Raw genomic sequence first — 13,991 nt, 5'->3', positions numbered from 1 at the left:
TTTTTCTGGAATGAGGTTCTGTGGCGGACTTTAAGCGCAAACGTGCCATAGCGCCAAAATCTGGGCAATGGCTCCGAACATGGTCAACGGTGACGTCATCGGCCGTCGATCAGTCCTGAATCCATCAGTCGGCGGTGGAATGACAGAATGCTTTTCGACTTTGCGCAGGTGTAATATCGCCCGTCGCAAAGACGCATCAGTTCGAGCCGGGCTTGGTAGGACGGCGGCAGCGGGAGTCCGGCCGCGTTAAGCAGGATCGTCCCGAGATACGGCACCTCGATGACATCCTCGTCCGGCAGCGGCGGTGGCTCGTAGTTGACGCCATCGACCGAATAATATGTCAGCAGGCCAGGGCTTTCCGGCGTGAGCTGAATGTCCTCGGCCGCCGAGCCTTTGTCGAAGCCGAGCAGCGTCCGCGTCGCGATCGGTTGATGGTCGCCGTATTGAACGATCAGGAAGCGCTCCTTCGGGAAACGCTTCGCCAGCAGCGACCGGAACTCGTCGAAGTCCATATGCGCCATCGCAAGGCGGCGCAAATATTCGCTCATTTCGGGATCGGTTCCGGCTCCGCCGCCGGGGACATCGACGTCCGGCGCGTACTTGTAGGTGTAGGGCAGGTGAGTCGCGGACGTGACGACGAAAGTAAACAGTGGGCTGTCCGATTTGGCGAGATTGCCGTCGATGTTGTCGAGCACGCGCTGATAGTAGAAGCGATCACGTTCGTTGAAGCGCTTCGCGCCTTGGGCGCGGTAGTCGTAAATGTCAGGAATGCCGATCGTCGAATAGAACCGGCCGCTCGCCACGAAATCCTTGGGCACCGGATAGAAGAGGCTATTCTTGTAACCGCAGCGCGTAAGAACCTGGGGCACCGCGTCGTGGATTTTTCCTTCCATCAGCGACTGCACGAATGTCCGCATGCCGCCGAAAGAATAGGTGGAGACGCCCGCCAGAACCGAGAACTCCGTCAACCACGACGCGCCGCCGTACGTTTCGACCCGCAGTTTGTGCAATCGCCCGTCGAACGATTTAAAGAACGGATCTAGCGCCGTGTCGTATGCGACCTGCGGGAAAAACGACGGCGGCACCGCGCTTTCCTGATGGATCAGGATGACGTGCGGCGGCTTTTCCGTGAGGTCGCATGTCGCCGGAACTGCGAACGGCGGCAACGGCTGCCTCTTCACTGCATCCATCAACTGTCCGCGCCAGAGCGTCGAGATGGTTTCCGGCCAAGATGAGTAAAACGACGCAAGATATTGATTGTCCCAGAAGAATGAGGTGTTGCGCCGCTCTCCTTTGGCGTAGCTCGCAACAGCAGCGAGGCCAATGCAAAACACCAGAAGCAGGCTGCTCACCGAGCGCCGCACGCGGGTTCCGTCGATCTGCCAGAGAAGAAGCCCGGAGCCAGCGGCGAGCGTCGCCATGCCGGCCAGCGCCAGCAGCATGAGCTTGTGATCGGCCCAAAGGAAAACGAGCGTCGACCACGACGTCAGATAGAAAACGACGTCGTAGGCGTGAAGCACCATCTCGATGTAGTGCCGCTTGACGTCCGCCGCCATGACGATCGTCGCGACGAGCAGCGCGACGAGCACGATGGAAAAAAGCGCGCGCCGGGAAATCAGCAGTACGAGGCTGAACAGCGAGGCGGTTATCGCCCCCGCAAAAACAATCGTCTGCAGCCAGCCTTCATAGCGCCAATGATAATAGACGAGCGCCACGGCGAAGATCGCCGTCAAGGTCCAGCAGACTTGCGAAGATAGCGTCAGATCTCGAAGCCAAGCGCGCGACCGCCTCCCGGAAGAGACGTCGTAGCTCGCAAGGTGCTCGGTTGCCATGTCGTTGCAACGCAATAAAAAAATCGATGCGGCGACGCGCCCGCGCGTCTTCGAATGTAAAGGGCACGGCTTTTGTGACGGGTCAATGACCGGAAGGTTCGTTTGGAAAAAAAGCCCGGCGAACGGCGCCAGTTGAAAAGACTGACAGCGCCGGGCGGCCTCGCCGCGCTGTGAGCTGGACGAGATAATCCTTCAACGGGAAAAGTTCTCGAAAGCCGAGCTACTGGCGGGGATAGATGATCACGGACAGGTAGGTCATCGGCGCTTCGATCAGACGAGCCGGACCATGCGGAGCCGCGCTGTCGAACAGAATGGCGTCGCCTGCGCTCAAGCGATAGCTGCGATCGGCATGAGCATATTCGACTTCGCCGGTCAGCATGAAGATGAACTCCACCCCTTCATGCTGAAAGCCGGTATACGCAACCGCATCGTCGGAGAGCGTGATCAAGTAGGGCTCGACCACGACGTCGCCGTCGAGCGAATGCCCAAGCAACTGATATTGATGCCCGACCTTGGTGCCGCGGCGGCGGATGACGACGCCCTCGCCCGACCTGACGTAAGAACAGTCGCGGCGCTGCTCGAAGGACGAAAACAGCACCGTCAGCGGCACGTTCAACGCAGCCGCAAGCATCTGCAACGTGCTGAGCGACGGCGAAATCTGTCCATTTTCGATCTTCGACAACATGCCGGGCGAAATTTGCGCGGCAACCGCAAGCTCCGCGACGGTTAATCCCGCCTGCTTGCGATGATGCCGGACCTGATGCCCGATGGCCTGCTCAAGAGTATGTTCCGCAGCTCCAGGGGCGTTCGAGCCCGTCGCTAGAGGCTCCGGCTCGGCGATAGCCACCTGAGTTTTGCGCGTCTTATCCGACATGAATGCCCTTCCACACCGCTTTAGACCAGCGGTGCTGGCCTAACGGCGGGCGCAAGTTGGCACGTCTCGGAAAAGAATTCTACCCGGCCGTTGTCACGGCTGGTCTACACAGGTTGGAATCGGTCAAATCAGGCCGGTATTAATTTCCCGCAGGTCTCATAGAGCCATTCGGAAAACGCAACGGCGTAAGTCCTCGCGCAGGCAAATTCGTAGCCTTTTCCGTCGGGAAGCCGCCAAACGATGACGCCGAGGTGAGACGCGTGCGTAATCGCGACGTCTCCGGGCTTGAACACCTGATCGTGGAAATCGATTGCCATGCCGGGGGCAAGGACCTCGGTCGCTTTTTGACCTTCGACCCGGAAAAGAACCCGGCTGTCACCAACATCGACGATGGAGGCGACGCCTTTGAGGGCTTCGGCCAACTCGACGCTCGGATCTTTGCCGCCGGACTTGGGCTCGACGACAAGCCACTGTTCCGGCCCGGCCCAGGCGACGAGCTTGCCCGCACCTTCGACGGCGCGTGCCGTCGGCGGAAGGGCGGCGCCGAACAAGGCACCGGCTCGCTTTTCCAGTTCAGATTGCGCACCGCGCCGGAGGGCGACATGCGTCATGGCGACGTCTTCGCGCTTCGTAATCTTGATGCCGTTGCGCTTCAAAGCGGCTTCGTTGTGAGGATCAGACACGGAGTCTCGCTCCTTCGCTATCGACGAATATGGGTGACACGACTTCGACCAGGGTATCGCCACCGCGAACCGGATCGTATGCGCGGACGATTTCGCCCATGCGGGACTCGGCGTTCTTTAAGAAGCCAAGACCGATCCAGTGGCCGTTCGACGGCGAGTAGGCGACCGAAGTCAGGTAGCCTTGATCGTTGGCGGCCGTCGGTTCCGCGTTGCGGTTGACGAAGTGCGCGCCGGCTCTCAACCGTTCGGCACGATCCACCGGCCGGAAGCCGATGAGACGCGGACGGTCGGCATCGGTCAGACCTGAGCGTTCCGACAGGGTCCGGCCGATATAGTCTTTCTTCTTCGACGCCATTTTTCCGAGGCCGACATCGGCCGCCGTCGTCATGCCGTTGATTTCCGGTCCGCCGACGTGACCCTTCTCGATACGCATGACGCCAAGCGCTTCCGTACCGTACGGGGTAACGCCAAGGTCGGCGCCCTTTTCCATCAGCGAGCGGGCAAGCAAATCGCCATGCCGCGCCGGAACCGCGATCTCGTAAGCAAGCTCGCCCGAGAACGACAGCCGGTAAATCCGGGCCTTCAGACCGCCGAGCGCCGTGATTTCGGCGACGCCCATGTACGGAAGACCTTCGTTCGAAACATCGTACGGCTTGTCGACGATGCGCGAGATGAGTTCGCGCGCCCGCGGACCGGCGACCGAGTATTGCGCCCACTGGTCCGTCGACGGAATGATCTGCACGTCGAGGTCCGGCCAATGCCACTGCTTGCACAGCTCGAGATGCTGCACGACCTTGATTGCGTTGACCGTCGTCGTCGTGACGAAGTAGCGGTCCTCCGCGAAACGCGCAGCCGTGCCGTCGTCCATCATGATGCCGTCTTCGCGCAGCATCGCGCCGTAACGCGCTTTGCCGACCTGCAGCGTGCTCATCATGTTGATGTAGACGCGGTCGAGGAACTTGCCGGCATCGGCGCCGTGCACTTCGACCTTGCCGAGTGTCGACACATCGCAGAAACCGACGCCGTTGCGCACGCCGTTGACTTCACGGATGACGGACGTCAGCGCGTCCTTCTCGAAAGGCTTCGGGAAGTAGAGCGACCGGAGCCACAATCCCGCTTCGACGAAAACAGCATTCTGCGACTTCGCCCAGTTGTGCGACGGGGTGAGGCGGAACGGTTTGAAATGCTTGCCGCGATGTTCGCCCGCAAGCGCGCCGAGCGAAACCGGCGTGTACGGCGGACGTGCAGTCGTGATTCCCGTCTCCGGGATGGACTTGCCCGTCAGTCGCGCCATGATCGCCATGCCGTTGACGCCCGAGGTGCGGCCCTGATCGGTCGCCATGCCAAGCGTGGTGTAGCGCTTGAGATGTTCGACGGAGCGATAGCCTTCGCGTTCGGCGAGGGCGACGTCCGATGCCGTGACGTCGTTCTGGAAATCGACGAAGGCTTTGTGCTTCGCGCCCTCGACGTGCCAGAACGCGGCGACGCTGCTCGGCTCGTCGTCGGACGACGGAACGGCGACCGGCTTCGCATCGAACCCGGCGCTGGCGGCTGCCGCGCTTCCGGTTCGCGCGCCTTCGGCCAGGCACGATGCCAGTGAGAAGGACCCGTTCGCCGCGCCTGCGGCTGCGAGATTCTTCGGCATCGTTCCGGGGACGAACGCGGCGATGTCGTCACGCCATTGCGAACGGCCGCCAAGATGCGTCGTGATCTGGACGTTCGGGCTGAAGCCGCCCGAGACGACGAGCAGGTCGCACGAAATCGAATGAACGCCGCCCGAAGCGTCGACGACGCGCGCGCCCTTGACCCGCGAGCGTCCGATCGCATCGCTGACGACGCCGCCGGAGAAGACGCGAATGCCGAGCGCATCAGCACGCGACTTGATCGCCTGCGGCAGCGCCGGACGTGCGTCGACGAGAGCTGCGACCGTGATGCCTGCCGCCGCGAGATCGTTGATGGTCGAAGCGCCGTCGTCGTTGCTCGAGAAGACGACCGCGATGCGGCCCGGAGCAACGCCGTGACGGTTGATATAGGTTCGCGCAGCGCTTGCGAGCATGACGCCGGGCCGATCGTTGTTACCGAACACGATCGGCCGTTCCGTCGAACCCTGTGCCGCGATGACCTGCTTCGCGACGATACGCCAGAGCCTCTGCCGCGGCTGCCCCTCGGCCGGCTTCAGCAGATGATCGGATACGCGTTCCACTGCGCCGAACGTGCCGCCGTCATAAGCGCCGAACACGGTCGTTCTCGGAAGAAGGCGGACATTCGGAAGTGCCGAAAGCTCTGCGACGGCGCTCTTCGCCCAGTCGGCCGAGCTCTTGCCGTCGACCGTGCGGTTCTCGGCGAGAAGACGTCCGCCGAGCGTGAAGCTCTCATCGGCGAGGATGACACGCGCGCCGGAGCGGCCCGCAGCCAGCGCCGCCATGAGACCGGCGGGGCCTGCGCCCACAACGAGAACGTCACAGAACGCGTTGGCCTTGTCGTAGGTATCGGGATCGTCTTCCATCGCGGCGCGGCCGAGACCGGCAGCACGGCGGATCATCGGCTCGTACAGCTTTTCCCAGAACGAAGCCGGCCACATGAACGTCTTGTAGTAGAAGCCGGCCGAGAAAACCGGCGACAGCAAACCGTTGACGGCCATCAGGTCGAGCCGCAGCGACGGGAAGCGGTTCTGGCTGGTCGCATCGAGCCCGTCATAGAGTTCGATCGTCGTGGCTTTGGTGTTGGGCTCGCGGCGTGCGCCGGAACGCAGCTCGACGAGCGCGTTCGGATCTTCCGATCCGGCCGACAGGATGCCGCGCGGGCGGTGATATTTGAACGAACGGCCGACGAGATGAACGCCATTCGCGAGAAGCGCCGACGTCAGCGTATCTCCCGCGTAGCCGTCGTACTCCATGCCATCGAAAGAAAATCTCAACAGCTTCGAACGGTCGACGATGCCGCCCTTCGAAAGCCGGAAGGCCTGATTACCGCTCATGCTGCACCTGCCGTCGGTTTGATGCGCTTCGACGCGACGTCTTCAGCAACTTTCACGTCGGAAATTTCATGGCTGCGCGTATCGCGCGTCACGACCAGCCAGGCGTGGCATCCCGCTTGGTGATACCAAAGCTCTTGCGTCGGGCCGGCGATGTTCCGGCGCTCGTAGGCGTAGGCGTAGAATTCGTTGGCCGCGTCCGGAGAGGCCGGATCAGGCCGCGTAACGCTCGCGTCGCCAAGATACGTGAATTCGTCGAGGGCTCGTTCGCCGCAATGCGGGCATCTGATGCGCATGGTTTTTTAGCCTTCAGTGCAGATTGGGTTGGTTGCCCATGCCTTTTTCGTCGATCATGTGTCCGGTGCGGAACCGATCGAGGCGATAGCTGCGCGCAACCTCGTGCGGCTCGTTCTTCGCGATGAGATGCGCGAAGCAGAGACCCGAGGCAGGCGTTGCCTTGAAACCGCCGTAGCACCAGCCGGCATTGATATAGAGGCCGTTGATCGGCGTCTGATCGATGATCGGCGAGCCGTCCATGCTCATGTCCATGATGCCGCCCCACGAACGGAGCAGCCGGACCCGGCCGATACGCGGCATCAGTGCCATGCCGCCTTCGATGACGTCTTCGACGACCGGCAGGTTACCGCGCTGAGCGTAGGAATTATAACCGTCGAGATCGCCGCCGAACACGAGACCGCCCTTGTCGGACTGGCTAATGTAGAAGTGGCCCGCGCCGAAGGTGACGACGCCGTCGATGAACGGTTTGATACCTTCCGATACGAACGCCTGCAGCACATGGCTTTCGATCGGGAGATTGAGGCCGGCGAGTGCCGCGACGCGCGAGGAATTGCCCGCGCAGGTAAGGCCGACTTTTTTCGCCGCAATGAAGCCGCTGCTCGTCTCGACGCCGCTGATGCGGCCGTTGTCGATGCGAAAGCCCGTGACTTCCGTGTTTTCGATGATGTCGACGCCGAGCTGGTCGGCAGCGCGCGCATAACCCCAGGCGACGGCGTCGTGGCGAACCGTGCCGCCGCGCTTCTGCAGCAGGCCGCCCTTGATCGGGAAGCGCGCGTCGTTGAAGTTCAGCCACGGATACATGGCGCGGACGCCCTCATCGTCGAGGAGTTCGGCGTCGACGCCGTGCATCCGCATGGAGTTGCCGCGACGCGCATAGGAGTCGCGCTGGCCATCCGAGTGATAGAGATTGAGGATGCCGCGCTGCGAAACCATCGCGTTATAATTGATGTCCTGCTCGAGACCTTCCCACAGCTTCATGCTCGTTTCGTAGAACGGCACGTTGCCGGGCAGCAGGTAGTTCGAGCGCACGATCGTCGTGTTACGACCGATGTTGCCCGAGCCGACCCAGCCTTTCTCGACGACGGCAATGTTTTTGATGCCGTAGCGTTTTGCGAGGTAGTAGGCGGTTGCAAGGCCGTGTCCGCCGGCACCGACGAGAACGACGTCGTAGGCAGGCTTCGGAGTGGCTTTGCGCCAGGCCGGACGCCATCCGGTTTGACCCCGGAAAGCTTCAAGCAGAACTGGCAATATGGAATAGCGATTAGACGCCATGGCTGTTCTTCAAGTCCCTGTCGCGGATGGCATGGGAACGTCGTAATACCAACGGTATGCCTTGTACATCAGCGGGGAATTGACCTTAATATAAGTCATTCTTATTATGCGAAGGCCATGACAGCTCGCCAAAACCGGCTCCCGTTCGACCTGCACGCGCTCGAAGCTTTTCTGGCCGTATGCGAAGCGCGGTCGATGGCGGCCGCTGCAAAAAAACTCTCTCTCACGCAGCCCGCGATCTCGCAGGCCATCGCCGATCTCGAAACGCGAACGCGCGTTAAGCTTTTCGATCGCAGCGTGCGTCCGATTGCATTGACGCCGGCCGGCGAGATCATGCGCCAGCGCGCATCCGCACTGTTGTCGGAAGCGCGTCAGATCACGACGGCGATCCGGCATACGGCGCGCGGCAGGCTCGCGCTCATTCGCGCAGGACTTGTCGATAGCTTGTCGCGCGCGTTGACCGGACCCGTCGCGTCATTTCTTGCCGAGCACGCCGAGCAGGTGTCGATCCAGTCCGGATTGACGGCATCGCATGCGGGCTCGCTGTTGACTCGCAATCTCGATCTTTTCATCGGCGTCGACGACATGAGCGACATCGAAGGCCTGGATCGCTTCGAGCTGCTGAACGAGCCTTACATTCTTGTCTTTCCGGACAAGACGAAAGTGCCGCGTTCGATTGCGGAGCTTGCTGAGGCGGCGGACAGGCTGCCGTTCCTGCGCTACAGCGCAAGATCGAGAACGGGCATGGACATCGAGCGTCATCTCCGCCGGTTGAATATCGATTTTCCGCATGGGCTCGAATTCGATACGCCGTTTGGCGTGACGGACATGGTGGCGCGCGGCAAGGGCTTCGCGATTTCGACGCCGGTCTGCGTCGCCGAAACGGCCTTCGACGGCAATCGCATCCGCACCGCTCCGCTGCCCGGTCCAAGCCTGCGGCGGACCTTGACCTTAGTCAGTCGGCGGCAGGAACTTGGTCCGCTACCGCGCGAACTGACCCGCGCTTGCAAGGCGGCGCTGGAACGCTCGGTGCTTGCGGGTTTGCGCGAAACGATGCCCTGGCTCCGCGACGAGCTTCGCTGACGGGCGGCCTGAACCTGGGAAAAAAAGTTTCGCGCCGCTCCGGCATGTGTGCATTGCAGCGTTACCGGCCGCGTCGATTGGCCCGCTGCCACCGCGGTCGCCACGCACGATTTGAGCCTTGTTTACAGACTTTACGTCGCGTTGGCGGGGGATGCTGCCAGGTGTACTTAAGTCGCTAAGGCCTTGGGTGGTGAACGGCAGCAGATGACTCTTCAGGTCATTATCATTCGAGCAGATGGCGCCCTCGCGGAAACTGAGGACGTTCGCTGGCGAGCGTTCGCGAAAGCCTTCTCGGAATCCGATTATCAATGGTCATGCGACCGCGAAGGCTTCGCGCTGACGACCAAGCTTGGCGGCAGCGAAGCGCGCATGGCGCATTACGTTCGCTCGCTTCTGCGCGGCCGGCCCGAGACTGAAGACTTCACTCTGCTGATCCAGGCGATGCACCGGCGTGCGTGCAAGATCTTCAGCGAAATGCTGGCCGATAGCCGGATCGAACCGCGGCCTGGAATTCGTGAGCTGCTCGTCACCGCGCGCTCCGAAGGACTCCAGCCTGTTCTCGTCTCCACGCTGTCGCGCCGCGATACGGATCGGCTTCTTGAAACGGTTTTGGGTCAGCGCGGCCGCGAAGTCTTCCATCACGTCGTCGCCGACGAGGCCCGTTACAGCGGCGATTGCGAACGCCTTTATCGCGATACGCTGGCGCTCCTCGAAACCGGCCCCGGCCATTGCATCGTCATCGAGGCCGGGCGCATCGGCCGCGAAGCCGCGCGTGCGTCAGGGTTCCCGGTCATCACGACCCGCAGCGCATTCTGCAAGGAAACACCGGCGTTCGGCGCCGGAAGCGTGGTTGTCGAAAGTCTCCCGGACCTCATCGCCGGGCCCGACCGGCACCGCGTGGATCTTCTGAACTCTGAAAATAAAGCTGCCCTGCTGTCGGCGCTGCAACGATTGCACGCCGGCAATTGCGAAGGACTGGCTGATCTCGATTGGACCGATCAGATGCGTGTTTCCGATATTTTGAAAACCAAGGGTTCGGCCGTGAAAACGATCGAGCCGAACGCGACGCTGCGGGCCCTGGCGCACAGTTTCCGTAAAGAATCTGTGGGTGCCATGCTCGTGCTCGATGCCGAAAGGCGTCTGCTGGGCATCGTTTCGGAGCGCGATCTTGCTCGCGCTATCGATGATTTCGGCACCGGCTTGCCGGAAATGCGCGTGTCCGACCTCATGACGCGCTCGGTCGTGACCTGTGCTCCCGAAGATAGCGTTGCGATCGTCGCCAACGTCATGACGCAGCGGCGCATCCGGCATTTGCCGGTGGTCGTGAACGGCATCGTCGTCGGCCTCATCAGTATCGGTGACGTTCTCAAGCACCGTCTGGATGAGGTGCAACTCGAGGCCGACGTATTGAGAGACGTGGCACGCGCCCGCCGTTGACCAGCCGCGCCGGGTCTTGAAGCAGACCAGTTTGCTGCAAGCTCCGCATGGCAAGCATGGCGCATGCTGGACCAGAGCTATCTTGACGCCATTAAAAAATTCGAAGGCTTTTCTGCCGAAGCCCGCTGGGACTACGCGCAGAATTCGAACGGCTATGGCACGCGCGCGCGTTACGCGGGCGAAGTCATCGACAAGGCGGAAGCCGATCGCCGCTTCGCCGGAGAGATCCAGAAAGCCGCCGATTTCGTCGATCGGTTCGCACCGGGATTGGACGACGGCAGCCGCGCGGCTCTGACGTCGTTGACCTACAACGCGGGAACGGCCTGGACGCAGAGCGGCCTCGGTGACGCCGTCTCGAACGGCGACATGAACAAGGCGCGCTCGCTTTTCCTACAATATCACAAGGCCGGAGGCGAAGCGCTCGACGGCCTCGTTCAGCGCCGTCTGCAGGAAGTCGCCTGGTTCGGTTCGGGAGCGCCGGCGGCGCAATCGCAATCGACGTCGGTCGTCGCGATGGCGCAACAGCCGAACTCGGCTCCGCCGATGGAGATCGAAAGCCCCGTCGCGCCACAGACGGCAGCATCACATCCGAGAAGCGTCGTTCGTCTGGCCGACAGCAGTTCGGAACCGCGCTCGTCGTCAGGTCGCGCCTTCGCCGATCTGGGTAGCGATCCCGCGTTGCTGGCGCTGCTCGCTCATATCGGAAAAAGCCAGCCGACGCGCGAGGCCGACGATAAGCGCGCTGAGCCTCGGACCGAGCCGCAAGCCGTCTGATTGCGGCAAGCAGACCGCTAGTGCGCCGCCCACTGCACAATCAGGGCGACCAGCCAGAGCAGCGCGGCAGCGATACCCGCGAGGCCTAGCGGCGAGACGCGGCTGACCAACGCCAACACGGATGCCGCGCCGCCGAAAGCGCCTAGATTTTCTTGCGCCGCGCGAGATCGTTCGGCGGCGGATGCCGCTTGCCGCTGTACGAACGCTTGCAGATCCGCCGAGACGACGGAGGGCATCGCCTGCATGCGCACTTGATCGTTGCCTGTCATCGGCTCCGGCAAGCCCGCGTCGTCGCTACGAACGAACCCGTCCGTGGCATACCGGGTCGCGGCGAGCTTGGAAGCCGTGGCGTCGCCATCCGCCGGGCTTTGGGGTTTCGACTGGGAAGCGGCAGCGCTCTCCGCGGCATGCAACTGCTCGTCGAGGAGCGTCAGCAGAACCGCGGTAACGGCCTTGTTCTCGGTGTTGATCGGAGGGGCTTTCGGTTGCGCCGCCGTTGTCGAGGTTTCCGCTGGTGGACCGTCTCGCCGGCGTAGAAGCTCGCGCTCGCCGTTCATCAAGGCGCTGTTGGCGAGCAGCCGGCCGACGGCCTCTGGATTGTTCGCCATCCGTGGTCCACCTCAAAGTCTGCCTGCGTCGCAATCCTTACCGAGATGGCGGAGCATTCGCGCGCGGGTTCGACAGGGTTTGAGCGAGAAACGCAAAAACATCCTCGACGGGGGTTTCGTTGAGATCCTGCTTCAACGCATCGTAGACGCGCGGCACGGTTTCGAGCGCCCGGTCGAGCGTCAGGTCGCTGCCGGGCCGATACCCGCCGATAGCGCGGAGATCGCGCGTATCTTCGAAACGGGAAATGCTCTCGATCAGCTGTGTCGTGAACTGCGATTGCTGTTTCGTTCGGATTTTCGGCGCGAGCCGCGACAGCGACGCCAGCGGATCGACGGCCGGCAATCGGCCCTGGCTCGCAATGCTCCGCTCCAGCACGATGTGCCCATCGAGAATTCCGCGCGCCGCGTCCGCGATCGGATCATTGTGGTCGTCGCCGTCGACGAGAACCGAAAGAACGGCCGTGATCGTGCCCGCGCCCTCTTCGCCGGTTCCGGCGCGCTCCAATAGTCGGGGCAGCGCACTGAAAACGCTCGGCGGATAGCCGCGTGCGACGGGCGGTTCATCGGACGCGAGCGCCAATTCGCGCATGGCGTGCGCGTAGCGCGTCAGTGAGTCGATGATCAACAGCACGTTCTTGCCCTGATCGCGATAGTACTCCGCGATGCACATGGCGGCGGCGGGCGCCAGGCGGCGCATCATCGGGCTTTCGTCCGAGGTCGCGACGACGGACACGACGCGATCGCGCGAGGCGCTGAGCGTATCGTCGAGAAAATCGCGAACCTCGCGACTACGTTCGCCGACGAGCGCGAGAACGGTCACGTCGCTCGAAGGGGCGCGGCTGAGCATGGCAAGCAACGTCGATTTGCCGACGCCGGAACCGGCGAAGATGCCGATGCGCTGGCCCGCGCAAATCGGCGTGAAGAGGTCGATCGCCTTGACGCCAGTTTTCAACTGTTCGCCGAGGCGGCTCCGGCGCATCGCGGCCGGCGGGCTGCCCTGAATCGGAACGGCGCGATCGCCCGCGATGAGCGGCCCCTGATCATCGATGGGATGCCCAAGCGCGTTCAGCGTCCGCCCGAGCCACGACTCGTGTGGCGACAACGTCAGCTGGCCCGACAGTGCCGTGACGGACGCGCCGAGCTCGATCCTGTGATCGGCGATGAACGGGGTGACGTTGATGACCTGCGCTTCGATGCTCGCAACCTCGGCCAGTACCGATCCGCCAATGCCTGCGATCGAGACAGCGTCGCCGATGGAGACGAATTTCGACAGCCCGGTCACGACGATATACGTGGGGCTGATGCGCGCGACCCGTCCCGAAATCCGATGCGCCGGCCGTCGCGCCGCCGCAAGCGCCAGCATGGCGTCGAGCCGGTCGAACGCGGACGCCGAAGCTGCTGCTGTCACGGGCGAAGCCTATGGATCATTAAGAGCCCGCGATCGTCTTCAGCGAATCCTGCAACGAGGATTCCGTTTCGCGCAGCACGTTGCTGACGGCGTCGAAGCTCCGTTGCAGCGTCGTCAAATGCGTCATTTCGAGAATGGGATTGACGTTCGACTTCTCGACGTACCCCTGCACGACGCCCGTTCGCAAAAAGTCGATCTCCGGCACTGCAGCCTGATCGGTGATGACGGACGCGCCGTGGCCGCGCGTCAGGTTTGCGCCCTGCGGCATGCGATAAAGTCCGAATGCGCCGAGGTTATTGCCGTCCTGTACGATCGTACCGGCTTTGTTGATCGTGATGCGCCCCCCGTCAGGATCGAGCTGCACTGGCGAACCGCCCGCGTCGAGGAACGGATCGCCCGACAGGTTGGTCAGAACGCCGTCGGCGCGCATCTGCATGCGTCCGTCGCGCGTGTACGCCGGGCCGGTCGGCGTCTGTATCGCAAGCCAGGCATCGCCCCTGACGGCGATGTCCAGGGGATTATCGGTCTGGGTTATCTCGCCGCCCTCGGTCGAAAGATGGGTTCTGCCCTGGGAAACGAAGCTGACGGCCGTCTGCCCGGATTTCGAGAGCACCTCTTCGAACGACATTTGTTCCGCCCGATATCCGGCCGTCCCGGCGTTCGCGACGTTGTTGGCGACGGTGTCGAGCCGGCGCTGCAGCGCAAGTTGCGCGGAAAGCCCGACGTAAATGTTCGATTGCATGGCTCGT

12 protein-coding genes are annotated in these 13,991 nt (G+C 62.5%); 3 read left to right on the top strand and 9 right to left on the bottom strand.

Going from position 1 to position 13,991, the window contains the following annotated elements:
• Positions 1-95 precede the first annotated feature (95 nt).
• The 6 genes from HDEN_RS15430 to HDEN_RS15405 all read right to left on the bottom strand — a co-directional run bounded on the left by HDEN_RS15430 (position 96) and on the right by HDEN_RS15405 (position 7,932).
• Positions 96-1,832 (bottom strand): sulfatase-like hydrolase/transferase, encoded by a 1,737-nt coding sequence (locus tag HDEN_RS15430; RefSeq protein WP_013217075.1) that lies wholly within the window; start codon positions 1,830-1,832, stop codon positions 96-98.
• A gap of 220 nt (positions 1,833-2,052) precedes the next feature.
• Entirely contained in the window at positions 2,053-2,706 is a 654-nt protein-coding gene (locus HDEN_RS15425) for a helix-turn-helix domain-containing protein (protein ID WP_013217074.1), read from the bottom strand.
• Between the two features lie 128 nt (positions 2,707-2,834).
• Positions 2,835-3,389: a sarcosine oxidase subunit gamma gene (locus HDEN_RS15420; RefSeq protein ID WP_013217073.1), complete on the bottom strand. Its 555-nt coding sequence runs from the start codon at positions 3,387-3,389 to the stop codon at positions 2,835-2,837.
• A complete protein-coding gene (locus tag HDEN_RS15415; RefSeq protein WP_013217072.1) occupies positions 3,382-6,366 on the bottom strand; it encodes a sarcosine oxidase subunit alpha family protein in 2,985 nt (994 codons plus the stop codon). Before HDEN_RS15415 ends, HDEN_RS15420 begins: the two co-directional genes overlap by 8 nt.
• Positions 6,363-6,659, bottom strand: a complete 297-nt coding sequence (locus HDEN_RS15410; protein WP_013217071.1) for a sarcosine oxidase subunit delta — start codon at positions 6,657-6,659, stop codon at positions 6,363-6,365. The genes HDEN_RS15415 and HDEN_RS15410 overlap by 4 nt, the downstream gene beginning before the upstream one ends.
• Before the next feature lie 13 nt (positions 6,660-6,672).
• Positions 6,673-7,932, bottom strand: coding sequence for a sarcosine oxidase subunit beta family protein (locus HDEN_RS15405; protein WP_013217070.1), 1,260 nt, complete (start codon positions 7,930-7,932; stop codon positions 6,673-6,675).
• A 117-nt stretch (positions 7,933-8,049) separates the two neighbouring features.
• Between HDEN_RS15405 and HDEN_RS15400 the strand changes: the two genes are divergently transcribed.
• The 3 genes from HDEN_RS15400 (at position 8,050) to HDEN_RS15390 (ending at position 11,226) form a co-directional block, all read left to right on the top strand.
• Positions 8,050-9,015 (top strand): LysR family transcriptional regulator, encoded by a 966-nt coding sequence (locus HDEN_RS15400; RefSeq protein ID WP_013217069.1) that lies wholly within the window; start codon positions 8,050-8,052, stop codon positions 9,013-9,015.
• A gap of 204 nt (positions 9,016-9,219) precedes the next feature.
• Positions 9,220-10,452, top strand: a complete 1,233-nt coding sequence (locus HDEN_RS17835; protein ID WP_013217068.1) for a CBS domain-containing protein — start codon at positions 9,220-9,222, stop codon at positions 10,450-10,452.
• Positions 10,453-10,515: 63 nt separating this feature from the next.
• Positions 10,516-11,226, top strand: coding sequence for a lysozyme (locus tag HDEN_RS15390; RefSeq protein WP_013217067.1), 711 nt, complete (start codon positions 10,516-10,518; stop codon positions 11,224-11,226).
• A 17-nt stretch (positions 11,227-11,243) separates the two neighbouring features.
• Here the strand turns inward: HDEN_RS15390 and HDEN_RS15385 are convergent, their stop codons facing one another.
• From HDEN_RS15385 to flgF, 3 genes are read right to left on the bottom strand one after another with little or no spacing between them, the layout of a single operon-like run.
• The gene (locus HDEN_RS15385; RefSeq protein WP_041921694.1) at positions 11,244-11,834 is read right to left on the bottom strand and encodes a hypothetical protein; all 591 of its coding nucleotides are present in this window, start codon (positions 11,832-11,834) and stop codon (positions 11,244-11,246) included.
• A 37-nt stretch (positions 11,835-11,871) separates the two neighbouring features.
• Entirely contained in the window at positions 11,872-13,242 is a 1,371-nt protein-coding gene (locus HDEN_RS15380) for a FliI/YscN family ATPase (protein WP_013217066.1), read from the bottom strand.
• A 19-nt stretch (positions 13,243-13,261) separates the two neighbouring features.
• A complete protein-coding gene (gene flgF, locus HDEN_RS15375) occupies positions 13,262-13,984 on the bottom strand; it encodes a flagellar basal-body rod protein FlgF (protein ID WP_013217065.1) in 723 nt (240 codons plus the stop codon).
• Positions 13,985-13,991: the final 7 nt, after the last annotated feature.

The sequence above is a fragment of the Hyphomicrobium denitrificans ATCC 51888 genome, from assembly GCF_000143145.1.
In the GTDB taxonomy this organism is placed as follows: Bacteria; Pseudomonadota; Alphaproteobacteria; order Rhizobiales; family Hyphomicrobiaceae; genus Hyphomicrobium_B; species Hyphomicrobium_B denitrificans.
The sequence above is the reverse complement of the archived record's forward strand: the minus strand, read 5'-3'. Positions and strand labels throughout refer to the sequence as shown.